This is a genomic window from Natrinema gari JCM 14663 (assembly GCF_000337175.1).
In the GTDB taxonomy this organism is placed as follows: Archaea; Halobacteriota; Halobacteria; order Halobacteriales; family Natrialbaceae; genus Natrinema; species Natrinema gari.
Window position 1 is genome coordinate 48209 of record NZ_AOIJ01000047.1, and the last position, 22772, is coordinate 70980.

A 22772-nucleotide genomic window follows, 5' to 3' on the forward strand; every position below is an offset into this window, starting at 1 on the left:
ATGAAAGCAAAAATTGTTGGAGAAGATGACCGTGGCGTTGGTGTGGAGATCGTCGACAATAACTCTATCAAACATACGATTTCTGTTTCATTTGATGGGGACATTCCGGGACATGGACAGGACGGATATCCGAGCAAAGCGGCCGAACGAACACCTGAAGGCAATGAGAGCGTTAATCAGGTCCGCAACTATGCGAAATACTTCGTCTCTCAGGAGACGGAATACGAAACAGTTCCGTGGGATCTCAATCCCGATCGGTTCGAGGATGTCCGTCAAGCGCTCATGGCACTCTCGAGCGATGAAATCGAGGAGTTGTTCGGCGACTTGTTGGCCCAGAGCCTGAGCCACTATCGTGACGAGCCGAACGTGGATACCGCCGGGATCTCCCGCCCGTTCGACCTCCCTGCGGACAAGATCGGAACGGAAGATGCGGTGCTGTACAAACAGGAGATCTATCTGGACGACGCTGGCGACATCGAGGCCGTCTTGGGCGTCCTGATCACCTACTACGTCGCAAGGGGCGAGCGGACGACCGTTCGCCACGGCGAAACCCCCGACCGTGATCCAGATGCGTGCGTGGAAGTGTCGCCTGCGCCGTTCGTGGCCCCCGAACCGTTCCGGGACTACCTCGTCTACAATCTACGCTGTCAGATTCGGGATTGCTACGTCGGGATGGGGCTGGAGCCACCCGAAGCGTACAAAGTCCTGGGTCCCGGCCAGTACCGCTTTACCGGGAAATATCAGCACTTCGATTGCTATCCGAAGTACTACGACAAAGACGCTTCGATCCCCGGCTACAGCCACGATTTCGTGCCCGAACTCCCCATCTCGGACGCGGAACTCGGCGGCCTAGTCGATCCGACTAGCGAGACCTCTCTGTACGATCAGATCAAGGGCGCGCTCTTCAGCCGGTAAGCGGCTTGATCTCCGTCCCTCCGGCGGCTGCAACCGAGCCCTGACGGCGGTGGCCGCCACGAACTTCAACTCCGCCCCTCGAGCAGTCTCCCCCGGTCCACGTCACGTTCAACCCCGGTAAGTCGGTCCGTCTTTTCGAGGCAGTGCGTCTATGAGGCCGTCTCGAGTGCGTCCGTCACCCAGACGCGGTTCGGATCGGCCGTCTCGTCCATCCACTCGACCAGTCGGGTCCGCATGTCTCGCCGCACGTCGACGTATGCGGGGTGGTCGATCAGGTTTTGTAGTTCCGCCGGGTCAGCCTCGAGATCGTACAGTTCGTCGATATCGGGGCCGTTATAGACGTACTTGTAGCGGTCAGTGCGGACCATCCGTTGGCTGTAGAGGCCGAACTCGTCGCCGTGATACTGGGCGAACGCCGAGTCACGCCAGTCGTCGCTATCGGCCGGTTCGCCGCTGTTCTCGAGCACCGGAACGAGGCTCCGGGAGTCGAAACTGTCGGGGGCCGGCACGTCCGCTAATTCGAGGAAGGTAGCCGCGAGGTCGTGGAGATGGACCGGGACGGAGCAGGTCGCGCCGCCGTCGGTGACCCCCGGCCAGCGGATCTGTAGCGGAATCCGGTAGGTGTCGTCGTACATCAGGGGCCCCTTATTGAACTGGCGGTGACTGCCGGCGAAATCGCCGTGATCGGAGGCGTGGACTACGACCGTCTCCTCGGCGAGTCCCTGATTTTCGAGGGACGCGAGGATGCGCTCGAGTTGGTGGTCGATCATCGTGATAAAGCCCCAGTACTTCGCAAGCGCTTCGGCCCACAGCTCCCAGTCGAAGTCGGCTACGCCGCGGTAGGCGAGGTAGTTCTCGTGGACCTGCGGTTTCCCGTCGTAGGTCTCCGCGTAGCTGTCGGGCGGCTCGATGTCGTCTGGATCGTACATCGAGGCATAGGGTTCCGGGACGACGTAGGGGTGGTGCGGGCCGTAGAAGTCCGTCCGGTGGAAAAAGGGGCCGTCTCGGTCGCCGTCGGCGTGGGCCTCGATGGCGTCGATCGTCCGCTCGGCGAGAAAGTACGCGCGCGTCTCCTCGACATCGATGGTCGACTTCGCGGCGACGAACGTCCCGTCGTCGCCGTCTCTGGGATTCTCGCCGGTGTAGATCGCTTCCTCGAGCGCGACCTCACCGACGGGCGTGCCACGCTCCCTGCGGTACTCGCGGAACGCCTCGTCGATGTCGTCGTGGTGCGTGTCGCTCCCGCCGAGATACGAGAAGCCGAAGTCGGCTGGCGTCCGATCGCGACCGGCGTGCCACTTCCCCGTGTAGGTGAGGTCGTAGCCGGCCGCGACGAGTTCCTCTGAGAACGTCGGCAACTCGTCGGGGAGATCCACCCGGATCGCATCGGGTTCGTGGCAGTTGTTCAACATCCCGTGGCCGTGGGGGAACTGCCCGGTCAGCAGCGACGCACGGGCGCTCGAGCAGATGCTGATCGGGGTCACCGCCTGCTGGAATCGAACCCCCTCGCTCGAGAGAGAGTCGATCGCCTGTGTTTCGACCGGCAGCCCGTCGGGCGCGCTGGCGTCGTATCGCTCCTGATCGGTGAGGACGAACAGGACGTTCGGACGGGAGTTGGAGTCGGCCATCGGTCCTCCTACACCGCGGTCGCAGTTAATGATGGGACTTGCCACGGAATCGCGATCCTCCGAACTCCGGCTTTGTGACAACAGTAATCGGCAGTATGGATTCTTTATTTACAGTTTAGAGTTGGATCCTGCAGTACGGACAAGGAAAACAGTTCCCGAATCGGTCATCGAAATGTCGAATATATTAAAATCATCTGCTGAATGCAGAGATTGTACGCAGTATAGTGAACGGGCGTCACAGAACGGTTCCGATACACCTGATAGATACCCCATCGATTCGCTCAGTATGGGGAGTTATGGTACCGTGGCAGTGGATTGTTTTCAGCGTTCATAGAGGTCGGCGTAAAGAACGCAGCAGAAAGAGGGAGTACCCGGCATCAGGTGGTCGTTAGACGACTTGCATATGGTCGTTCTGGAGTTCGTCCTCCGTGTACTCTTGCCCGTGAACCTCCTTCATGTGTTTTTGAGCCAGTTCGACCGCCTCTTCTTCGTTTTCCGATTGAATAATGAATCGACACGTATCTGATACCGATTCACAATCGAGCTTGTGTGCTTGTGCCATGGAGTCTCGCCTCTGTTTCTCCCATTTAACTGGTGTTCGATAGCACGACTTGTGCTACTGAACCCCATGACACCTACTTCGATACGATACTTAGTGGTTTCTGGCGAAAGCAATTCATAATTCACGCGGACAATCCAGCGCTCGACCGCCGATCGGAGTACTCGTAGGTCGGTGTTCGATCGAGTCTTCCGTTGGAGCAGTATTCGGTATGCCTCGAGATGAACCGTTTGAACGGACCGAATACGCGCTGTGTATTCAGCACGACGCGACACGCCTCACTCGAATCCGAGCGAAGGCTCACTGGCCAATAAGCACGTGTAGTAACCGACCCTCTCGGTTCTGTTTCAGGGATAATTTTGACGACAGCAGTCACGCGACGAGGTGACTGATAAAGCACGACCGCGTGAACCCCCAACGTTCATCGCCGGCCACTCGACGGCCGGGCGCCGCGAGGCGGACGGTCACCCCGAGAACGACGGTGACTGTCGGGGAGTCAAATCGCAGTCAGCAGGGCGACCCGGGTCGGGAACGGGAGAGCAACGGCCAAACCGCGAGTCAGGCGAAGTCCTCGAACGTCGGTCGCTCGCGGTCGCCGGGGAACTCGTCGACGGGCACCTGCGTCTGGTCACCAGACACCATGTCCTTGATCGTCACCTCGTCGTTCTCGAGGTCCTGTTCGCCGACGATGACGACCGTCTCGGCGTTGATCGAGTCGGCGTACTCGAGTTGCGCACCGAACGACCGGCCCGCGATATCGGTCTCGACGACGTAGCCCCGATCGCGCAGTTCGCCAACGATCCGGGCCGCTTCGGCGCGCGTGTCCCCGATCTGGAGGACGTAGTAATCGGTCGTCACCGACTCCTCGGGCCAGACGCCCGCTCGCTGGCAGAGCAGCGACAGCGTCGCATGCCCCGGTGCGACGCCGACTGCGGGCGTCGGCTGCCCGCCGAAGTTCTCGATGAGGTCGTCGTAGCGGCCACCCCCGAAGATCGCACGCGAGACCTCGCCCGCCGAGTCGAAACACTCGAAGACGACGCCGGTGTAGTAGTCCAGGCCGCGGGCCGTCTCGAGCGAGATCGTACAGTACTCTCGAGCACCGAAGTCCTCGGCCGCGTCCAGGACGTTCCGTAAGTTCTCGACCGCTGCCGTCACGCGCTCGGTGTTCGCGAACGCCGCGACGTCGTCGAGGTCGCCACCTGCGATGAGGTCGCCGAACTCGGCGGCCTGCTCGGCGGTCAGTCCGGCGTCGATCAGCAGATCGTGGTACTCCGCTCGCGAGAGTTTGTCCGACTTGTCGACCGCGCGGATCGCCGCTTCCGTGTCGACGTCGGTTTCGTAGCTCTCGAGGACGCCCCCGAGGATATCCCGGTGGGAGATCCGGAACTCGAAGTGGTCGCCGGTGAGTCCCAGCCCGGTCAGGGCGTCGGCGGCCCACGCGAGGATCTCGGCGTCGGCCTCGGGCTCGGCAGAGCCGAAGATGTCGACGTTGGTCTGATAGAACTCGCGGTATCGACCCTGCTGGACCTGCTCGTAGCGCCAGAACGGGCGCGTCGAGACCCACTTGATCGGCTTCGACAGCTCCTGTTGTTTCGCGACGACCATCCGGGCGACGGTCGGGGTAAGTTCCGGCGTTAACGTGACGTGGCGGCCGCTCTGGTCCTCAAACGCGTAGAGTTCGTCGACGATGTCGTCGCCGCTCTTGTCGGTCCACATCTCGGCGCGCTCGAGCGCCGGGGTCCCAATCTCGCGAAACCCGTACTCGCGGGCCGTGTTCTCCAACACATCGATAGCCGCCCGCCTGGCGGACATCTCGCCGGGGTAGAAGTCACGAAAGCCCTTGATCCGGTCGTACATGGAAACCCGTTCGGGGACGGCGAACTTCTATCCTTTCGTTCGGGGGCGGTCGTCCGACCCCGGGTTCGGCAAGCCCCAGTCCGCAATCGGGATCGATGGCATTGCCACCGATCCGGTGACCGGTTCCAGCGTCGCTATAGTAGGTCGTGAGCTAGCGGACGTTCGTCACATACGTCTGATCGTGATCGGGGAAGTAGTCCGCGATCGCCGCTCGACCCTCCTCCTCGGCGATGAGCGCCCGGAGTTCCGCCTCGTAGTCGGCCCGGTCGATCTCCTCGCTGGGGCCGACCGTCACGTCCAGTCGCGCCTCGACCAGTCGATCGACGGCCGATCGACCGAACCCCGACAGCGGCGCGATGTAGTCGACATCGTGGCGATCCTCGAGACTCTGTGCTTGGGCCCGCGAAACCGTCGGGACGCGGTCGTCGCGGCGGGTTCCGTCCGCGACGGCATCGAACTCCCGGGCCGCGAGTTGCTCGAGGGCGTGCTGGTGGACCAACTGAATGCCGGTGCGCGGATAGCCGTCCTCACGAATCCGGTCGACGGCGTCGTGGGCGACCTCCGGGTCGCACTCGAGCCGTTCGAACGCGAAGCCGGCAGCCGCAGCCGTCTCGCGGGCGTGTTTCCAGTCGTCGCTGACGCCGAAGTGGGCCGTCAGCAGCGTTACGTCGTAAAACTCCTCGAGCAAGAGTGCGGCCAGCGTCGAGTCCTTGCCGCCGCTGTAGAGCAGTCCGAGCTCCATTACCGGCGCTGAATGTCGAAGCTCTGCGAGTCGGGTTTCAGCTCCTTGAGGAGCTGTTTCATCTTGTCGTCGTCGATCTTGCCCTGAATGCGGCCGCTCCGGGCGAGGCTGACGACCTGCCGCTCGACTTGCTCGCCGAACTGGGGCTTGCTCATTTTGACCGTGTTGAGTCGCTTGCGGGCGTCGTCGGTCAGGTGCTGGCGCAACACGGCCTTCTTTTGTGCCTCGGCTTGCTGCTTGGCCGCTTCCTGTCCACCCTCGCCCTGGGACTCGGCGCGGTCCTGTAGCTGCTCCATTTTCTTCTGTCGGAGCTCCTCGAGTTTTTCCTCGTCCGGTGAACCACTCATAGTTATATCGTACTTGTCCGGCACGCCGGAAAATGATTACGGACGACGGGAGCGATGGCTCTGGGCGGTGAACCCGACACGAAAACTGGAATCGCAGATTACGCGTATCGCTCGAGTTCCGGACGATCGAGTTCGTCGAGCACCTGACCGGCGGTGTCGTCGAGCAGGCTCTGTCCCTCGGCGGTGATCCGACGACCTTCGCCCTCGGCGGTCTCGACGAGACCCTCGTCCTCGAGTTGCTGGAGGATGGTTCGGATCAGGTTCTTCGAGCCGTCCGCGCGTTTGTCGGGCGCGACCCGGTAGCGGTTGGAGCCGCCCTTCGCGCCGCCGTACTCCGTCGAGAGTCGCTCGACGCCGATCGGGCCGCGGTCGGAGACCTTTCGCAGGAGGCTCGCCGCGCGGGTCGCCCAGAAGTCGTCCTGTTCCGGGGGGAGTTCCTTGTCGACGCCGCTCTTGGCGAACGCGCCCCACTCCGGTTCCTCGAGTCGATCCGCGAGATCGTCGGCGAGCGCCTCGATGAGGTCGTCCGCCGGAACGTCGTACATCGTAGCCATTGGCGTGTGATTTCCGTCCGCGGCATTTAAGACCATCGTATCTGTGCAGCCGACGCCAGCCCGGACCGTTTTTCGCCCTCGAGTCGAAACGGGGGGTATGGACGAACGCGCCGCCCTGCGGCTCCTTTCGGACGAACTCGCGGCGGCCGGCGACGACGCGGCGATCGTCGACGGGCTGGTCGTGACGACCGACATGCTCCACGACCGGACCGATTTTCCGGACGGAACGACCCGCTACACGACCGGCTGGCGCGCCGTCGGCGCGTCCCTCTCCGACATCGCGGCGATGGGCGGAGCGGCCACGGCCGCGGTCGCCGCCTACGCCGCGCCGACCTTCGACCAGGACGAACTCCTCGCCTTCGTTCGCGGCGCGAGGGACGTCTGCGAGCACGTCGGTGCCGAGTACGTCGGCGGCGACCTCGACGGCCACGACGAGTTTACCGTGTCGACGACCGCGATCGGCCGCACTGCCGACCCCGTTCGCCGGAGCGGGGCCCGTCCCGGCGATGTCGTCTGCGTGACCGGAACGCTCGGCCGCAGCGGGGCCGCGCTCCGGTTGTTCGATCGAGGCCACACCGACCGGGCGAACGACCTCTTTCGCTTCGACCCCCGAATCGCGACGGGCCGGACACTCGCAGCCCACGCGAGCGCGATGATGGACTCGAGCGACGGCCTCGCCCGCTCGCTCCACCAGCTCGCCGAGGCCAGCGACTGCGGCTTCGCGATCGACGCCGACCGGGTTCCGATCGCCGACGCCGTCCACGATGTCACCGACGGTGACGGGGACGCGCTCGAGGTCGCGACGACGTTCGGCGAGGACTTCGAGCTCGTCGCGACGCTCCCCGAAGACGCGCTCCCGGCGGTCCGGGATGCGGCCGCTGTTCCACTGTCGGTACTCGGATCGGTTCGCGATGCCGCCGACGGAATAACCATGGACGGCGAAGCGCTTGCGGATCGCGGGTACACGCACGGCTAGTCCGGTCGCGGTCCGACTCGGGCCGGCGATCGATCGAGCACCGCTCAGTCGATGATCATGACTGGAACCGGCATGAAACAGAGTAGACCGACCCCGAACGTGACGACCCCGAGGAGGAATCGGCCGGAGCCGAGTCGGTCGTCCCGAATCGGGGTTGCCGCCCCCATCGACGCGAACAGGGCCGCCAATAGTCCCCAGAGGATCCAGACGAAGACGGTGTTGATGCTGTAGTCTCGGAAATAGTAGAGGTACCCGGCGAGCGCGAACAGCGCGCCCGGCACGAGCGCCGCGATGGTCTCCTGATAGTCGCCCACCATCGCCCGGAGAATGTGACCGCCGTCGAGTTGCCCCACTGGAATCAGGTTGAGGAAGGTGACGAACATGCCGACCCAGGCCCCGATGACGACCGGGTTCACTCCCATCGTCGGATCGTTCCGGTACAGCGGTTGATCGAACCCCGCTGCGAGCAACTCGAGCAACAGCGGGTACCCCAACTCGATCCGGATGGCATCGGGATTCTGTACCACCGTCTCGGAGACGGCCACGGGCGGCAGGTGGAGTCCAATGACCGTCACGACGACCGTCGCCACGAGGCCAGCCAGTGGCCCGGCGACGCCGATATCGAACAGTGCCTTCCGGTCCGGCATTCGACCTTTCATCTTGATCACGGCACCCATCGTCCCGATGAGCGTCGGCACCGGGATGAAATAGGGTAACGAGGCATCGACCTGGTGGTACCGACTCATGACGTAGTGGCCCATCTCGTGGACGCCGAGGACACCGAGAATCGCCGCGGTAAACGGCCACGCTCGCCAGATCGTGGCCGGATCCGCGAACGGATCGAGTTGATACCAGAACGCGCCGGCGAACAGCGTCGAACACACCGTCGCGAGCAAGAGCCCGAGGTTCGTCCACGGGATCCCGTCGATCCCGACGCTGGTCGGTTCGGCGACGAGCACGTACTCGCCGTGGCGTGTCTCGAGTTCGGCGTCGTATCCGTGCTCGCGAAACGCCGCCCAGAGCTCGCGCATCACTCGCTCCGGGTGGGTCAACGGATCGCCATAGTACACCAGCCGCCCGTCTTCCCGCTGGACCTCGTAGACCGCAAACACCGACTCGATACGATCGATCGGCGGCCCGTCCTCGAGCGAGGGCCCGTCGCGTCCCGCCGTTCCGAATCCGGACCGATCGATGTCCTCCATCATCCGTGGTTCACCGTCATCGGGTATAAATCGACTGCCGTCGGCAGGCCCGGCCGTTTCTCATCGCCGAGACGGCGGTCGCAGTGTCACTGGGGTGTCCGGCAGGGCCGAACGGAAAAGGCGACACAGCAGTGCTGATACGTCCGCGGGCGGTCGTGCCGACGACGGTAGTGTGCCGACACGAGGGGCGGGAACCGTCGTCCGAGCGGTTCGGGACACGTTCGGACGCGTGAGAGGGCTGAACGCGCCGATCAGGCGGGTGCGACACGCCACGTGGTCGCGCTCGTGTACGACCACTTCTCGATCTCGAGGTCGTTGACCGAGTCCGAGAGCTTGACCATCATCGCGCCGATCTCCTTGGGGGACATCCCGACATCGTCCGCGATGAACTTGCCTTTGAAGTACATCTCACCGTCTTCAGCACGGTCGCGCAGGTAGCGTTTCAGGCGGCGTTCCTTGCTTTCCGTGGAGGAGTGGGCTGTCGTGCTCATCGACATCCATCCGTTGGCGGGGAGAGATGTTATAAAGGGTGGATGATTAGCGGCGTTTCGATTGTCTTCAGCGATCTGGGGGGTAACAGACGTTTTATTCTCGATTAAGAGACTGTTTATCGATCCATGAGAGGGCCGGAGACGTTTTAAAACCGAATCTAATACATTATAATCTGTATAAGCAACGTGATTCGGTTACGGTCGCGTTTTCCGACCGTTTCGATGTTTGCGCGCCGGTTCTATCGGAATCGAACGATCAGGATCGGTCGTGAACCCAGAATTCGTCCTCGACCGTCACCTCCTTTTTGAACAGCGGGACCTCGTCTTTCAGCCGGTTGATCCCGTCCTCGACGGTCCGAAACGCCTCTTCCCGGTGGCCCGCGAGCACGACGACGAAGACGATGTCCTCGCCGTCCTCGACGATCCCTGTCCGGTGGTAGAGTTCGACCTCGAACACCCCGTCTCGAGTCTCGAGATCGGTTTCGAGGGCCGCCATTCGCTCGTCGGCGACGCCCTCGTACTTCTCGAACTCGAGGTACTGGGTCGGGGCGTCGTCCGCGCTGTCCTTCGCGCGGACCCGGCCCGTGAACGTCGCGATCGCGCCCGCCCGGTCCGCCCGCGGCGATCGCTTGACGCGAGCGACCAGCGACGCGAGGCTCTGGTAGGGCTCGGCCGACTCGAGGGCCGGGACGAGGGCGTCGAGGTCTAAGTCGCCGGGGCCGTCGACGGCTGCGATGACCGTCTCCCCTGCCTCGCGTTCGGCAGCGGCGGCCGACCCCACCGCGACCGAGGGGTACTGCAGGGACGGGACGCCGACGACGACGGCGTACTCACAGTCGGTTACCAGGCTCTCGAGCGCGTCACCGACGGACATCCCTGTCCCCGACGCGGTCCAGTCGCCGTCGACGCCGAGGTCGTAGGTGACGTCACCCCCGAGCGTCGTCGATTCGCGCGCGTGCGTCCCGTCAGCGATCGTCGCATCGTATCTGACGACGCCGACGCGTCCCCGCTCGGCGAGCCGATCGACGATTCGGTCGACGACCGACTCGAGCGCGCCGTCGTCGGCTCCCGCCTCGCGAACGCCGAGTACGTGCATGTGCGAGCTATGGTCGGGTCGGACTTTGTAGCTGTCGCCGGGCACGCACCGCGGTCGGGCCGTGACCCGGAGTTTTGCAACTGGACGGCGAACGATCGCATATGTCCCGCCGAATCGGCTTCACGGGCGACGTGATGCTCGGGCGGCTCGTCGACGACCGCCAGCACGACCGGCCGGTCGACGCCGTCTGGGGGACCGTCTGCGAGCGCCTTCGCGAACTGGACGGGCTCGTGATCAACCTCGAGTGCGTGCTCTCGACCCGCGGACGGCAGTGGCAACGGACACACCGGCCGTTTCACTTCCGGGCCGACCCCGAGTGGGCGATCCCCGCCCTCGAGCGTGCCGGCGTCGATATCTGTGCGCTGGCGAACAACCACGTGCTCGACTACGAGGAGGTGGCGCTACGGGACACGATCGACGCGCTCGACGACGCCGGGATCGCCCACGCGGGTGCGGGAGCGACGATCGACGAGGCGCTCGCGCCGGCGGTGCGGACGATCGGCGGATCGGACGCGGCCGGTGATCCCTCGGGCCCGGAGTCGGACGCGACACCGGCAGCTGGAAACGACGGTCTCGACATCGCGCTCATTTCGCTGACGGACAACACGCCGGAGTATGCGGCCGATGACGACTCGCCGGGGACCGCCCGGATCGAGATCGATGTCGATGACCAAGCAACGCGACGGCGCGTTCGCGAGGCGCTCGAGCGCGCCCGCGAGACGAATCCGGATCTGCTGGTCGCCTCGCTGCACTGGGGGCCGAACATGGTCACCGAGCCGCCGGCGTCGTTCCGGGACTTCGGCCGCTGGTTGGTCGAGAACGGCGTCGACGTGATTCACGGCCACAGCGCCCACGTCGTTCAGGGGATCGAACGTTACAACGGGAGCCCGATCATCTACGACGCGGGCGACTTCGTCGACGACTACCGGGTCGACGAGGAGATGCACAACGACCGGAGCTTCCTGTTCGTTCTCACGGTGACTCCCGACGGCCGGCCGATCGAACTCCGATTACAGCCGACCGTCATCGACGGCTGTGCGGTCCACGAGGCCGGCCCGGAGGCCGCCGCGTGGGCCCGCGAGCGGATGCGAACGCTATCGGCTCCGTTCGGGACCGAGTTCGACCGGGACGGTGATGCGCTGGTCCTACCGCTCGAGAACTGAGACGGACTGCCGTGCCGAGCGTCCGGCACCGCCACGAGTCGCCCGTCGAGTCGCCGGTGCCGACTGATGGCGACCGTCTGAGAGCCGGCCCCGGTTTCGCTGGGACGGGCGTCGAACCGGTCGCGCTCGAGGGGTGTGTCACCACGCCGTCCGGGCAGTTGACAACCCTTAAGATAGCAACTCCGCTACACCGGGGTAGTATGAAAGTGGTCGTCTCTATCGGCGGAAGCGTCCTCGTGCCCGAGCCCGGCGCGGACCGGGTGGCCGAGCACGCGGCCGTCATCGAAGACCTCATTTCGGAGGGGTGTCGGATCGGTGCCGTCGTCGGGGGCGGCGGCGTCGCCCGCGAGTACATCGGGGCCGCTCGAGACCTCGGGGCGAACGAGATCGAACTCGATCAGTTGGGTATCGACGTCACGCGACTCAACGCGCGGCTGCTCATCGCCGCGCTGAGCGAGGAGTCCGTGACCGCGCCGGCGCTGGACTACGAGGAGGCCAGCGAGGCGCTTCGGCGGGACGACATCTGTATCATGGGCGGCGTCGCACCGGCCCAGACGACCGACGCGGTCGGGGCCGCCCTCGCGGAGTACATCGACGCCGACCTGCTGATCTACGCGACGAGCGTTCCCGGCGTCTACAGCGCCGATCCGAACGAAGACGCCGACGCGACCAAACACGACCGCCTCTCCGCGACGGCCCTGGTCGACGCCATCGCCGGCCTCGAGATGAACGCCGGAGCCTCGGCCCCCGTCGACCTGCTGGCGGCCAAGATCATCGAACGTTCCGGGATGCGGACGATCGTCCTCGACGGCACCGATCCCGACCGGATCGCCCGCGCCGTTCGTCACGGCGATCACGAGGGGACGGACATCGTTCCGGAAGGTGCCGGCGCGGAACCGACCTACTGGGCGAGCGACGAACGATGAGTGCCGACGGCGACGCAGACACGGAAACGGGACCCGTCGCGGAATCGGACGCGATCAGCCCCTACACCCTCCAGCGCGAGGAGGCGAGCGAGACGCGACACGCGTTCTGGGCTGATACCGTCGCGGACCGAGTCGAAAACCGAGAGCCGGACGAACCGATCGTCGTCAAGGGCGGCATCTCGCCGTCGGGCGTGCCCCATCTGGGCAACGTCAACGAGATCATGCGCGGGTATTTCGTCGCCGAAGTGCTACGGGATCGGGGCTACGAGGTCCGACAGGTCTTCACCGCCGACGACCGCGACCCGCTCCGGAAGCTCCCGCGAACCCTCTGTGACCTTGAGGGGAACCTGGTCGACCTCGGCGAGGTCGACGCCGGCGCGCTCGGTCGCAACCTCGGCGCGCCCTACACCGACATCCCGGACCCGTTCGGTTGCTGTGAGTCCTACGGCGACCACTTCTCGACGATTATTCAGGACAGCGCCGACGCGATCGGCGCGCCGATCGACCTCGTCTCGAACACGGAGCTGTACGAGTCCGGCGAGTTTGAGGCCGTGACCCGCTTCGTCCTCGAGCATCGGGACCGCGCACGCGACGTGCTCTCGCAGTACCAGGACAAGGTCGATGCGAACGCCGACTACGTCCCGTTCAATCCGATCTGCGAAGAGTGTGGCAAGCTCACCGAGACGGTGACGAGCGTCGATCTCGATGCGGGAGAGGCCGGTACCGTCGACTATCGCTGTACCGACATGGATGCCGGCGATCGGACCATCGACGGCTGTGGCCACGAGGGCACCGCCACGCTGCGCGAGGGGAAGCTCCCCTGGCGCTTCGAGTGGCCCGCCCAGTGGCAGCTGCTAGGCGTCGATTTCGAGCCCTTCGGGAAGGACCACGCCGAAGGCTCGTGGCCCAGCGGCCAGGACGTCGCGCGAAACGTCCTCGAGATCGAGCCGCCGGTGCCGATGGTCTACGAGTGGTTCACCCTCGACGGCGAGCCCTTCTCCTCCTCCGAAGGGAACGTCATCCTCGTCTCGGACGTCCTCGAGTTGCTCGAGCCGGAGGTGCTGCGCTACTTCTTCGCGAAGGACCCTGCGAAAGCCCGGGACTTCAGCATCGAGCGCCTCGACCAGCTGGTCGACGAGTTCGACCGGCTCGAGGCGACCTATTTCGGCGAGATCGATGCCAGCGAGGACGAACAAGCCTTCGCCGATCGCGTCTACCCCTTCGTGGTCGAGGAGCCACGCGAAGCGCGGGTTCGGCTTCCCTACACCTTCGCCGCGGTACTCGGCATGACCGACGATCCCGACTTGCGCGAGGAGATCGCGCGCCGCGAGGGACACATCCTCGATGACGCACCCGAGTGGGCCGTGGCGGGCGCGCTCGAGCGGGTCGAGCAGGCTCGTAACTGGGCGCGCCGGACGGGCAACGAGTTCGATTACGAACTCAAGCGAACCGAGATTCCGGCTCACGACTTCGACGCGGAGACCGAAGCCGCGCTCGCTGACCTGGCCGACTTCATCGAGGCGGGGCACGACCCCGAGGAGATACAGGGCGAGATCTACGAAGCTGCGAAGCGCCACGACGTCGACACCGGCGACTTCTTCGCGGCGGGCTACCGGCTGTTCTTCGACGAGGAGCAGGGGCCGAAGCTCGGGCCGTTCCTCGCGAAGGTCGATCGCTCGTTCGTCGTCGATCGATTGCGCCGGGAGCGGTGAGCGGACTCGAACGGCCGCCGAATAGACAAAAGTCATTTGAGAACGCCGCCCGGAGATAGTACCGATGGACCACGGCTCTCTCGCTGTCGTCTCGCCGCCCGCAATCTACGGTTCGGAACTCCTGACGTGGGTTCTGATCGGTCTTCTTCTCTACTGGATCGCGGTTATCGGGCTCCGAAACGGGGGGTATCTCCCGGACTACATCGGAACCCAAGGACCGATTCTCACGTTCCATACGAAACGCGGGCGGATGCTCTTGGACCGGCTCGCGCGACCGAAGCGCTTCTGGCGGGCATGGTCGAACTTCGGCGTTGGGATCGCGCTCGTCGTGATGCTCAGCATGTTCGCCGTTTTAATTCGCGTGGCGATGGTTGCGCTCTCGTCGCCACAGTCGGCGAGTTCACCCGCCAGACAGCCACACAACGTGCTCGTCATTCCCGGCGTCAACGACTTTCTGCCGTTGTCGGCGACGCCCGGCATCGTCTTCGGGCTGCTCGTCGGCCTCGTCGTCCACGAAGGTGGCCACGGGCTGCTCTGTCGGGTCGAGGATATCGATATCGATTCGATGGGCGTCGCGATGCTTGCGTTCCTCCCCATCGGCGCGTTCGTCGAACCAGATCACGAGAGCAGCAAGTCCGCCTCGCGGGGCGGTCAGACCAGAATGTTCGCCGCCGGCGTCACGAACAACTTCGCGATCACGCTGGTGGCGTTCGCCCTCCTGTTTGGCCCCGTCGTCGGCGCGATCGGCGTCGCGCCCGGCGCCGCCGTCGGCGGCGTCGCTCCCGACTCGCCCGCAGCCGACGCCGGGATCGAGCCGAACGACCGCATTACCGCGATCAACGGCACCGCGGTCGAGGGCAACGACGACCTCGCGACCCGACTCGAGGCCGTCGACAGCGAACAGGTCGCCGTCGAACTCAACGGCGAGCGGACGGTCCCCGTCGATCGGTCCCTGCTCGTGTCCACCGCGATGGAAAACGGCCCGACGGGACTCTCCGTCGGTGACAAGATCCGCGCGGTCGACGGCCGAACCGTCGCGACCGAGAGCGGCTTCTACGACGCCGTCGGCGACAGCGAACGGGTCACGCTGACGATCGAGCCCGCGGACGACGCGGCCGATGACCGGATCGAGCGCGAGGTAACCGTCGGTGCGGCGGTCTCGGTCGCCGCTGACGGCCCCCTCGAGCGCGAGGCCGGCCCGACCGACGAGACCATGGTGATCACCCGCTTCGACGGCGAACGGATACAGAATTACGGTGATCTCGCCGCCCTGCTCGAGGACAGCGAGCCCGACCAACGAGTCGCGGTCGCGGGCTACGTTGGGGACGAACGCGAGACGTATACCGTCACGCTCGACGAGCACCCGCGGGAGAACAGCGGGTTCCTCGGCATTCAGCCCACGCCGGGCATGTCCGGCGTCGCGGTGAACGATATCGGCGTCCAACTCTACCCCGCGGACGAGTATCTGGGGCTGCTCGGGGGCGACGGCGAGACGCGATTCGGCCCGATTACCGAGAGCTTCCTCGGGAAGATCGGGGTCGCGCTGATGCTGCCGGTCATCGGCGTCAGCGGCGCGATGCCGTTCAATTTCGCCGGCTTCACCGGCGGGGTGCAGAACTTCTACGAGGCCCAGGGGATGCTCGGTGCGTTCGGCGACGGGAGCGTCTTCCTCCTCGCGAACCTGCTGTTCTGGACCGGCTGGATCAACGTCCAACTGGGCTTTTTCAACTGTATCCCGGCGTTCCCGCTCGACGGCGGGCACATCCTCCGGACGAGCACCGAAGCGATCGTCTCCCGGCTCCCGGTCGATGCGACCCGCGGGATGGTCCGGACGGTGACGACGGCGATCGGCGTGACGATGCTCGTGAGCTTCGTCCTCCTGTTGTTCGGACCGCAACTGCTGGGGTGAGAAACAGCCTCGGCGGCGATCTACGAGTCGTCGGGATCGATCCCGTGGCGATCGGAGAACTCCTCGTGGGTCTCCTCGATGCGCTCGAACTCGGTCTCGAAGTAGTGTTCGTAGTGGCGGGCGACCTGTTCGACGACCCAGCGGCTGAACTCCTCGTCGAAGCACCACTCACACTCTTTCTCCGGAATGTCGAATCGCTCGTCCGTCGAGAAGGCCGCGTAGACGTGGAAAAAGCCGAGGATGACGTCGGCGAAGTCCCGAGCCTTCTCCGACCCGCTCTCGCGGCGGTCCTCGAGCTCGGCAATCCCGTCGTCGGTGAGTTCGAAGTATTTCCGGTCCGGTTCGTCTTTGCGTTCGATACGCTCGGCCCACCCCTTCTCCTCGAATTTATAGAGGATCGGATACACCGAGCCGTAGGACGGTTCCCAGTGACCGCCGCTGAGATCCCGGATCTCCTTGAGGATCTCGTAGCCGTATCGCGGCTTCTCCTCGAGGAGTTCGAGGACGATATAGGCGATGAGTCCTTTCGGCGGCCCACTCTTCCGCATATGGCTGGTCAGTTAAACGGATAGCGGTAAAGGGTTTCGGTCACGTCCGCACGCAACGAGTATCGACCCGGACGGAGTCCACGCTCCGGAACGGAGCCGATCCCCTTGATAGACGGGAGCGAGGCGAAACCCGGCCCTTCTTGACGTTTCCGTCCCAACTCGCACCCATGGAACGACGACGACCGCCACAGACCGAAGAGGGTTGGTACGTCCTACACGACTTCCGGTCGATCGACTGGGACGCCTGGCGAAACGCTCCCGAGCGACGCCGCTCGCAGGCGATCGACGACGGTATCGACTATCTGACCGCCTGTGAGGCCGTCGACGACGCCGAGGCCGGTGACTCGGCGACGTTCTCGGTACTCGGTCACAAGGCCGACCTGCTCGTCCTTCACCTGCGGCCGACGCTCGCCGATATCGATACGCTCGAGCGCCGGTTCGAGCAGACTGCGCTCGCCGAATTCACCGAGCGGGCCGACTCCTACCTCTCGGTGACGGAGGTCTCCGGGTATATGTCCGAGGACTACTTCGACGAGGACAGCGAGGTCGAGGACGCCGGCCTCGAGCGCTACATCGAGTCGCGGCTCAAACCCGAGATTCCCGACAGCGACTTCCTGAGCTTCTATCCGATGAGCAAGCGCCGCGGCCCCGACCACAACTGGTACGAACTCCCCTTCGACGAGCGGGCCGACTACCTCGCGAACCACGGCGAAATCGGCAAGGACTACGCCGGCCGCGTCACCCAGATCATCTCCGGTAGCGTCGGCCTCGACGACTTCGAGTGGGGCGTGACGCTGTTCGGCGACGATCCGATGGACGTGAAGGAACTGCTCTACGAGATGCGCTTTGACCCCTCGAGTTCCCGCTTCGCCGAGTTCGGCCGGTTCCTCTCGGCCCGCCGGTTCCCGCCCGCGGATCTCGCGACCTTCCTCGCCGGCGAACGCGTTCCGGCCGAGGGTGACGGGAACCCTCACCACGGCGGCGACGCCGAGGGGCATCACGGTGGCTCCGGCGGTCACCACCACGGCGACGACGCGACGTCGGGCCACGGCGACGAGAGCGGCGGCATCCGCGACGAACTCGAGGACGAAGGCATCTACGCCGGCCAGCCCCACGGCGAGGACGTCCATGCGGTCGTTCTCTATTCGGCGGCCGATTCCGACGACCTGTTCGAGGAGGTCGACGGCTACCGGGAGAACTTCGATCACTACGATACCCACGTGAAGACGGCGGTCTACGAGGCCCAAGACGAGGACAGCGAAACCGCCGTCGTCAGCCTCTGGGAGACCGACCGGGCCGCGAACACGGCCGCCGGATTCCTCGCCGAGTTACCCGATGTCGTCCGACAGGCCGGTGACGACGAGGACGACTCGTGGGGGACGATGGGGATGTTCTACACGGTCGAGCCGGAGCATCGCAGCGATTTCGTCGGGACCTTCGACGACGTCGGCGGCGTCCTCGCCGACATGGATGGCCACCGTAAGACCGACCTGTTGGTCAACCGCGAGGACGAAAACGACATGTTCATCGCCAGCCGCTGGGACTCCCGGGAGGACGCCATGGCGTTCTTCCGGAGCGATGCCTTCTCGGAGACCGTCGAGTTCGGGCGGGACGTCCTCGCGGACCGCCCGCGACACGTCTTCCTGGCCTGAGGGTCGCCTCACACTCGCCCCTGCCACGACGCGGCCGTCATAGGAGTGGGCCAGTCTCACCGGTAGCGACACGGGTTGATCGGTCCCGTTCATAGGGCGGGTCGATGAGTCCGACGCAGGAGTCGTTGCCGCGACGAATCTGGAGCCAGTATCGCTCGATTCCGATCATCTACCGTATCGCGGTCGCGTTCGTCCTCGGGACCGCGCTCGGGGCCATCGCCGGCGAGCGCGCAAGCGTTCTCAGTCCATTGGGTGATCTCTTCCTACGGTTGCTCGAGATGCTGATCATCCCGTTGATCGTCTTTACGCTGCTCGGCGGGATGCGCGAGCTGACGCCGTCGAAACTCGGGAAAGTCGGCGGCTTGACCGTCGCACTCTACGCCGCGACGACGACGATCGCGGGTCTGATCGGCCTCGCAGTCGCGAACCTGTTCGATCCCGGAACGGCCGTGGCGTTCACCGGTGGCGAGGCCCAGCAGGCCGAACCGCCGACCGTCTCCGAGGTCGTCCTGGGGATCGTCCCCGAGAACCCGCTGGCTGCGATGGTCAACGGCGAGATCCTCGCGACAATCTTCGTCGTCGTCGTCTTCGGATTGGCGTTGACCATCGTCCGCGAGTCGACAACCGACGACCCGATCGCGGACGCGGTCGACGGCTTCTTCGCGTTCGTCGATGCGGGCACCGAGGCGCTGTTCACGATCGTCTGGGGAGTCATGGAGTACGGCGTCGTCGGCGTCTTCGCGCTGATGGCCGCCGCGATCGGCACCGAGGGACTCGGCGCGATCGTTCAATTAGGCGCACTCGTCGGAGTCATCGCGATCGGCATCGCGATCCACATGACCGTGACTTACCTCGTCGTGATGACCGTCGGCATCCTCGGACAGTCGCCGGTGGCCTTCCTCAGCGGCGCGAAAGACGCGATGCTGACTGCGTTCACGATCCGCTCCTCGAGCGGGACGCTGCCGGTGACGATCACCGACGCCGAAACGAACCTGCGGATCGACGAATCGGTCTACGGCTTCGGCCTCCCGCTCGGGGCGACGATCAACATGGACGGGGCGGCGATCAGACAGGCCGTGACGGTGGTATTTGCCGCTAACATGGTCGACGTTTCCCTCGGTCTCGGCGATCAGGTGCTCGTCCTCGCGACCGTGATCCTGATCAGCATCGGCACTGCCGGTGTCCCCGGTGCGGGGCTGATCATGCTCACCGTCATCCTGAACGCCGTCGGCTTGCCCCTCGAGATCGTCGGCTTCGTCGCGGGCGTCGACCCGATCCTCGGCCGGATCGCGACGACGAACAACGTGACCGGCGACCTCGCCGTCGCATCCGTCGTCGGCAAGTGGACCGACGGAATCGACCTCACGGAAGGTGTCTGGGCCGACGGCACCCGCTCGAGTAGCGAGGGTGGGGAACGGGCCACAGCCGGCGACTGAACGCAGGTCACCAGTCGTTTTACGGTCTGCTCGATCGTGTCGTCCGGTGTATCAGTGCGCGTCCGAGTCGCTCGTCTCGTCGTAGAAAAAGTAGGCGGCGATCCCAGCCAGCCCGAACGCGAGCGTCACGAACGGCCACGGTCCGGCGTCGCGATCGGTCAGCGACGCGTGTGCGGTCACGAAGATCGCAAACCCGACGTGGGCGGCGAACGTGGCGACGACAAACGCCTGTGGGTCCATGACTCGAGGGATTCGACGCGGCGATGAAAGCCGTTACGAAGGTGCTCGACCGTCGACGACGCATATCCGAGTCCGCGACCGAGAAGCCGGCGCATCGCACTCGTAGCGAGTCGCCCGCTCCACCGGGAGAGTTGCGGTTCTCATCGGCGGTTCGTCGAGTGCAGTCGCGGACCGACCGCACGCAGAGCAAAGAGTCGGTGCCTAGAAGTCGTGATCCGGGTCGTCCTCGACTTTGCGCTTCATCGACTCGCGACGGGACTTGGCGTCGCGGCCGGTCGCCTCGAGCAGGAAGTCGTTTTTCGCGTCGACGGCATCGCCAGCGGCCTCGAGTTCGTTGGGGCCGAGTTCGGTGGGATCACGCTCGTGGAACTCGACGCCGAGTTTGTCCTTCTTGCCGGAGTATTCAACGGTCCCGGCGATGATCTTCTCGAAGACCGGATTGGTCGGCTCGCCGATGACGTACAGGTCGCTTCCCTTGTACTCCTCGGTATCCGTGATCGAGCCGAAGTAGTCCTCGACCGTGGCCTCCATATCCGGAATTCGTTCCTCGAGATATTCACCGCGACGCATCTTGTACTCCTTCATGGCTCGAAGAAACACGGCGGAGTGTTTACCTCTTTTCATAGCCGACGTTTCGCGCGTCTGACGCGTTCTCGAACCCGGAGACCGCCGATACCGGTCGCTGTCGGTCGGGAACCGAGCGGAACGAAGCGGGGCTATCGGTGAGCGCTCGCGGAGCCACAGAGGCCGGCGCGGGAACGCGGAGGATCGCCGATCCCGTCCCGACCGACGCTGCTATCGTCGCTCGCGCTCGCTGAGGTACCCCTTCCGACAGTCGGGGCAGATGTCGCCGGTGCGAAGGGATTCCCGATCGCCGGCGGAGACGTAGTCACACCGCGGACAGTAGAGTTCGGTCGGGATGTCGTCGGACGGGCCGTCGCTTTCGGCGGGCGTCGGCGCGGACGCGGCGCGTTCGATTCCGGTTCCCGGATCGGGATCGGGCGCGGGCTCAGCATCGCCTCGGCCGTCCGTCGGCGGCTCTGCAGTCACCGACCGGGCGTCGGCCGCAGCCGCAGTCGCGCCGTCGGGTCCGGTCTCGCCGCCCGTCTGGACGCCCCCAATGGGGTCGTCGGTGTCGAGGAGGACGGCATCGTCGTCGATCTCGTCCGGCTCGAGGGTATCGGTGTCGGACGCCGTCTCGCCGTCGGCCGGGTCGTCCGGCCAGTTTGTCGGGTCGGATTCGCCCTCGACCGGCGGGCCGACATCGTCCGAATCGGGCCACTCGCCGTGGTCCCGATCCCGATCCGTCGCGGGCTCGTCCTCGAGGATCTCGCCGTCGTCAGTGACCGGATCGCCGTGTTCGTCGGTCGGCAGGTCGATCTCGGCCGTGTCGTCGTCGGCCTCGAGACCGCCGGCCGCCGCTTCCGAAGTCGACTCGGACGCGCCGGCTGTCGGGCTCGCGGACGGCTCCGTCCCCGTCTCGAGCGCGTCCGAACCGGTGTCGTCGGCGTCGATGAGTTCGGCGTCGTCGCCGTCGGTCGGCGCAACCGTGTCCGCCGGGTCGGCGAATTCGGGACCCGAGGCCGACGCCGCAGCGGGCGCATCCGTCGCATCGGACTCGAGTGGTGGTTCGGGCGGTTCGGTATCGGGCTCGTCGGGGACCGAGTCGGCGTCCGTTCCGGCGAAGAGGCTGGTCACTTCGGTGTTTTCGCTGATGACGTTGCGATCACCACAGCGGGCACACTCCTCGTACTCCTGGACGGTTACGACGACCTCGCTGCCCCGTTCTTCGCGCTCGCGTTCGACTTCGGAGTCCCCGTAGTCGTGTCCGAGCAACGAACATCGAAGGGCCATTGTCCCACCGTACCCAGTCATACCATAAAAAACGTGTTGCCTGGTGGACTGTCACGACGGCCGAACGGTGAGGACGCGTCCCGTCGGGATGTGTCACCGGTCGGATCGGGGCGGGCGTTCTCCGCCGACCTCCCTCGGTGCTCGCGACGCCGGCGCTCTCGAACCGGCGGAACGACAAACGTCAAATCCCAGGTGGTCGAATACATACATAGATGAGAGCAAAGCGGGAGTACCGGAACCGGGAACGGACGGAGGTGGCGGTACTCGACGCGCTGGTCGACCGCGCCGACGACGGAATGTCCGTCTTCGAGCTCCGCGCGGCCGTCGAGGTCGACATCGATGAACTCGAGGACGCTCTATCGACGCTCAAAGCGGACGACCTGATCGTCGTCGACTCGGGGTCGGAGACGGTGATCAAGCCCGCCGAACGCGTGGTCCCCGAGACGCCGTCCGAGGAAGACGGGGCGCAATCGATCGGAGACTGGCTCCGCGAGCGGCTGCCCTTTTGAATCGAAACGCCTGATACGCTCAGGCCCCAGGAGATACGCATGAGCGTCATCGAGTCTATCCACGAGGACCACGGAGCGACGTTCGGCGAGCGCGGCGATCGGCGCGTCGTCGAACACTACGGACGGCCGGCGCGTACCCACCGGGCGGTGCGCAACGGTGTCGGCCTGCTCGAGCAGGCCTACGGCGTGATCGTCGTGGAGGGCGACGACCGCGTCGAGTACGTCGATAACGTCGTCTCGAACCGGGTTCCCGCGACGGACGGACAGGGTTGTTACGCGCTCGTCCTCGATCCCCAGGGCGGGATCGACGTGGAACTCTACATCTACAACGCGGGCGAGCGGCTCCTGCTTTTCACTCAGCCCGAAACCGCCGTCCCCCTCGCCGAGGAGTGGTCGGAAAAGGTGTTCATTCAGGACGTGGAGATCCGCGTCGCGACCGACGACCTGTCTCTTATA

Annotated in this window: 22 protein-coding genes and 1 pseudogene; 10 read left to right on the forward strand and 13 right to left on the reverse strand. The window is 65.0% G+C overall.

Going from position 1 to position 22772, the window contains the following annotated elements; translation table 11 throughout:
* Positions 1-915: a hypothetical protein gene (locus C486_RS08480; protein WP_049910310.1), complete on the forward strand. Its 915-nt coding sequence runs from the start codon at positions 1-3 to the stop codon at positions 913-915.
* A 149-nt stretch (positions 916-1064) separates the two neighbouring features.
* Here C486_RS08480 and C486_RS08485 read toward each other — a convergent pair whose 3' ends face one another.
* From C486_RS08485 to C486_RS08505, 6 genes are all read right to left on the reverse strand, one after another.
* Positions 1065-2543, reverse strand: coding sequence for a sulfatase-like hydrolase/transferase (locus C486_RS08485; protein WP_008455156.1), 1479 nt, complete (start codon positions 2541-2543; stop codon positions 1065-1067).
* 388 nt (positions 2544-2931) lie between these two features.
* Positions 2932-3105: a DUF1059 domain-containing protein gene (locus C486_RS20145; RefSeq protein WP_008455158.1), complete on the reverse strand. Its 174-nt coding sequence runs from the start codon at positions 3103-3105 to the stop codon at positions 2932-2934.
* Positions 3106-3660: 555 nt separating this feature from the next.
* The gene (hisS, locus tag C486_RS08490) at positions 3661-4959 is read right to left on the reverse strand and encodes a histidine--tRNA ligase (RefSeq protein WP_008455160.1); all 1299 of its coding nucleotides are present in this window, start codon (positions 4957-4959) and stop codon (positions 3661-3663) included.
* A gap of 151 nt (positions 4960-5110) precedes the next feature.
* Positions 5111-5701, reverse strand: coding sequence for a DUF7411 family protein (locus C486_RS08495; protein ID WP_008455162.1), 591 nt, complete (start codon positions 5699-5701; stop codon positions 5111-5113).
* Positions 5701-6048 carry a DNA-binding protein gene (locus C486_RS08500; RefSeq protein WP_008455164.1) on the reverse strand — a complete coding sequence of 116 codons (348 nt, stop codon included), beginning with the start codon at positions 6046-6048 and terminating at the stop codon, positions 5701-5703. Before C486_RS08500 ends, C486_RS08495 begins: the two co-directional genes overlap by 1 nt.
* A 98-nt stretch (positions 6049-6146) precedes the next feature.
* Positions 6147-6602, reverse strand: coding sequence for a 30S ribosomal protein S19e (locus C486_RS08505; RefSeq protein WP_008455166.1), 456 nt, complete (start codon positions 6600-6602; stop codon positions 6147-6149).
* 97 nt (positions 6603-6699) lie between these two features.
* Between C486_RS08505 and thiL the strand changes: the two genes are divergently transcribed.
* Entirely contained in the window at positions 6700-7578 is an 879-nt protein-coding gene (gene thiL, locus C486_RS08510) for a thiamine-phosphate kinase (RefSeq protein WP_008455168.1), read from the forward strand.
* Positions 7579-7622: 44 nt separating this feature from the next.
* Here thiL and C486_RS08515 read toward each other — a convergent pair whose 3' ends face one another.
* From C486_RS08515 to C486_RS08525, 3 genes are all read right to left on the reverse strand, one after another.
* Positions 7623-8780, reverse strand: a complete 1158-nt coding sequence (locus tag C486_RS08515) for a site-2 protease family protein (RefSeq protein ID WP_049910312.1) — start codon at positions 8778-8780, stop codon at positions 7623-7625.
* Positions 8781-9031: 251 nt separating this feature from the next.
* Entirely contained in the window at positions 9032-9277 is a 246-nt protein-coding gene (locus C486_RS08520) for a DUF7123 family protein (RefSeq protein WP_008455172.1), read from the reverse strand.
* 250 nt (positions 9278-9527) lie between these two features.
* On the reverse strand, positions 9528-10367 hold the full coding sequence (locus C486_RS08525; protein WP_008455174.1) for a molybdopterin synthase: 840 nt from the start codon (positions 10365-10367) through the stop codon (positions 9528-9530).
* Between the two features lie 101 nt (positions 10368-10468).
* On the opposite strand from C486_RS08525, the gene C486_RS08530 reads away from it, so the two are divergent.
* From C486_RS08530 to C486_RS08545, 4 genes are all read left to right on the forward strand, one after another.
* Positions 10469-11530, forward strand: coding sequence for a CapA family protein (locus C486_RS08530; RefSeq protein ID WP_008455177.1), 1062 nt, complete (start codon positions 10469-10471; stop codon positions 11528-11530).
* A 200-nt stretch (positions 11531-11730) separates the two neighbouring features.
* Positions 11731-12456: a UMP kinase gene (pyrH, locus tag C486_RS08535; RefSeq protein WP_007110927.1), complete on the forward strand. Its 726-nt coding sequence runs from the start codon at positions 11731-11733 to the stop codon at positions 12454-12456.
* A complete protein-coding gene (gene lysS, locus C486_RS08540; protein WP_008455184.1) occupies positions 12453-14168 on the forward strand; it encodes a lysine--tRNA ligase in 1716 nt (571 codons plus the stop codon). The genes pyrH and lysS overlap by 4 nt, the downstream gene beginning before the upstream one ends.
* Before the next feature lie 64 nt (positions 14169-14232).
* Complete coding sequence (locus tag C486_RS08545; protein ID WP_008455186.1) at positions 14233-16077, forward strand: site-2 protease family protein; 1845 nt, start codon at positions 14233-14235, stop codon at positions 16075-16077.
* A gap of 20 nt (positions 16078-16097) precedes the next feature.
* On the opposite strand, the gene C486_RS08550 is transcribed toward C486_RS08545, so the two are convergent.
* Complete coding sequence (locus C486_RS08550; RefSeq protein ID WP_008455187.1) at positions 16098-16625, reverse strand: PadR family transcriptional regulator; 528 nt, start codon at positions 16623-16625, stop codon at positions 16098-16100.
* Between the two features lie 167 nt (positions 16626-16792).
* Here C486_RS08550 and C486_RS08555 point away from each other — a divergent pair, with 167 nt between their 5' ends.
* Together C486_RS08555 and C486_RS08560 are read left to right on the forward strand one after the other, a co-directional pair.
* On the forward strand, positions 16793-18277 hold the full coding sequence (locus C486_RS08555; protein WP_008455189.1) for a heme-binding protein: 1485 nt from the start codon (positions 16793-16795) through the stop codon (positions 18275-18277).
* Between the two features lie 104 nt (positions 18278-18381).
* Positions 18382-19713 carry a dicarboxylate/amino acid:cation symporter gene (locus C486_RS08560; RefSeq protein ID WP_008455190.1) on the forward strand — a complete coding sequence of 444 codons (1332 nt, stop codon included), beginning with the start codon at positions 18382-18384 and terminating at the stop codon, positions 19711-19713.
* Between the two features lie 51 nt (positions 19714-19764).
* On the opposite strand, the gene C486_RS08565 is transcribed toward C486_RS08560, so the two are convergent.
* The 3 genes from C486_RS08565 to C486_RS08575 all read right to left on the reverse strand — a co-directional run bounded on the left by C486_RS08565 (position 19765) and on the right by C486_RS08575 (position 21807).
* Complete coding sequence (locus tag C486_RS08565; protein WP_008455192.1) at positions 19765-19953, reverse strand: hypothetical protein; 189 nt, start codon at positions 19951-19953, stop codon at positions 19765-19767.
* Positions 19954-20154: 201 nt separating this feature from the next.
* Entirely contained in the window at positions 20155-20538 is a 384-nt protein-coding gene (locus C486_RS08570) for a DUF5611 family protein (RefSeq protein ID WP_008455194.1), read from the reverse strand.
* A 210-nt stretch (positions 20539-20748) separates the two neighbouring features.
* Positions 20749-21807 carry a DUF7093 family protein gene (locus tag C486_RS08575; RefSeq protein WP_008455196.1) on the reverse strand — a complete coding sequence of 353 codons (1059 nt, stop codon included), beginning with the start codon at positions 21805-21807 and terminating at the stop codon, positions 20749-20751.
* Positions 21808-22019: 212 nt separating this feature from the next.
* Here C486_RS08575 and C486_RS08580 point away from each other — a divergent pair, with 212 nt between their 5' ends.
* Together C486_RS08580 and C486_RS08585 are read left to right on the forward strand one after the other, a co-directional pair.
* Positions 22020-22316, forward strand: a complete 297-nt coding sequence (locus C486_RS08580; RefSeq protein WP_008455198.1) for a DUF6432 family protein — start codon at positions 22020-22022, stop codon at positions 22314-22316.
* Between the two features lie 39 nt (positions 22317-22355).
* Positions 22356-22772: pseudogene (locus C486_RS08585) on the forward strand (aminomethyltransferase family protein); the annotation flags it as partial.

Excerpts from the sequence above, each read along its gene's own strand:
- C486_RS08480 (WP_049910310.1), top strand. The coding sequence starts at position 1 with ATGAAAGCAAAAATTGTTGGAGAAGATGACCGTGGCGTTGGTGTGGAG.
- C486_RS08485 (WP_008455156.1), bottom strand. The coding sequence starts at position 2,543 with ATGGCCGACTCCAACTCCCGTCCGAACGTCCTGTTCGTCCTCACCGAT.
- C486_RS20145 (WP_008455158.1), bottom strand. The coding sequence starts at position 3,105 with ATGGCACAAGCACACAAGCTCGATTGTGAATCGGTATCAGATACGTGT.
- hisS (WP_008455160.1), bottom strand. The coding sequence starts at position 4,959 with ATGTACGACCGGATCAAGGGCTTTCGTGACTTCTACCCCGGCGAGATG.
- C486_RS08495 (WP_008455162.1), bottom strand. The coding sequence starts at position 5,701 with ATGGAGCTCGGACTGCTCTACAGCGGCGGCAAGGACTCGACGCTGGCC.
- C486_RS08500 (WP_008455164.1), bottom strand. The coding sequence starts at position 6,048 with ATGAGTGGTTCACCGGACGAGGAAAAACTCGAGGAGCTCCGACAGAAG.
- C486_RS08505 (WP_008455166.1), bottom strand. The coding sequence starts at position 6,602 with ATGGCTACGATGTACGACGTTCCGGCGGACGACCTCATCGAGGCGCTC.
- thiL (WP_008455168.1), top strand. The coding sequence starts at position 6,700 with ATGGACGAACGCGCCGCCCTGCGGCTCCTTTCGGACGAACTCGCGGCG.
- C486_RS08515 (WP_049910312.1), bottom strand. The coding sequence starts at position 8,780 with ATGGAGGACATCGATCGGTCCGGATTCGGAACGGCGGGACGCGACGGG.
- C486_RS08520 (WP_008455172.1), bottom strand. The coding sequence starts at position 9,277 with ATGTCGATGAGCACGACAGCCCACTCCTCCACGGAAAGCAAGGAACGC.
- C486_RS08525 (WP_008455174.1), bottom strand. The coding sequence starts at position 10,367 with ATGCACGTACTCGGCGTTCGCGAGGCGGGAGCCGACGACGGCGCGCTC.
- C486_RS08530 (WP_008455177.1), top strand. The coding sequence starts at position 10,469 with ATGTCCCGCCGAATCGGCTTCACGGGCGACGTGATGCTCGGGCGGCTC.
- pyrH (WP_007110927.1), top strand. The coding sequence starts at position 11,731 with ATGAAAGTGGTCGTCTCTATCGGCGGAAGCGTCCTCGTGCCCGAGCCC.
- lysS (WP_008455184.1), top strand. The coding sequence starts at position 12,453 with ATGAGTGCCGACGGCGACGCAGACACGGAAACGGGACCCGTCGCGGAA.
- C486_RS08545 (WP_008455186.1), top strand. The coding sequence starts at position 14,233 with ATGGACCACGGCTCTCTCGCTGTCGTCTCGCCGCCCGCAATCTACGGT.
- C486_RS08550 (WP_008455187.1), bottom strand. The coding sequence starts at position 16,625 with ATGCGGAAGAGTGGGCCGCCGAAAGGACTCATCGCCTATATCGTCCTC.
- C486_RS08555 (WP_008455189.1), top strand. The coding sequence starts at position 16,793 with ATGGAACGACGACGACCGCCACAGACCGAAGAGGGTTGGTACGTCCTA.
- C486_RS08560 (WP_008455190.1), top strand. The coding sequence starts at position 18,382 with ATGAGTCCGACGCAGGAGTCGTTGCCGCGACGAATCTGGAGCCAGTAT.
- C486_RS08565 (WP_008455192.1), bottom strand. The coding sequence starts at position 19,953 with ATGGACCCACAGGCGTTTGTCGTCGCCACGTTCGCCGCCCACGTCGGG.
- C486_RS08570 (WP_008455194.1), bottom strand. The coding sequence starts at position 20,538 with ATGAAGGAGTACAAGATGCGTCGCGGTGAATATCTCGAGGAACGAATT.
- C486_RS08575 (WP_008455196.1), bottom strand. The coding sequence starts at position 21,807 with ATGGCCCTTCGATGTTCGTTGCTCGGACACGACTACGGGGACTCCGAA.
- C486_RS08580 (WP_008455198.1), top strand. The coding sequence starts at position 22,020 with ATGAGAGCAAAGCGGGAGTACCGGAACCGGGAACGGACGGAGGTGGCG.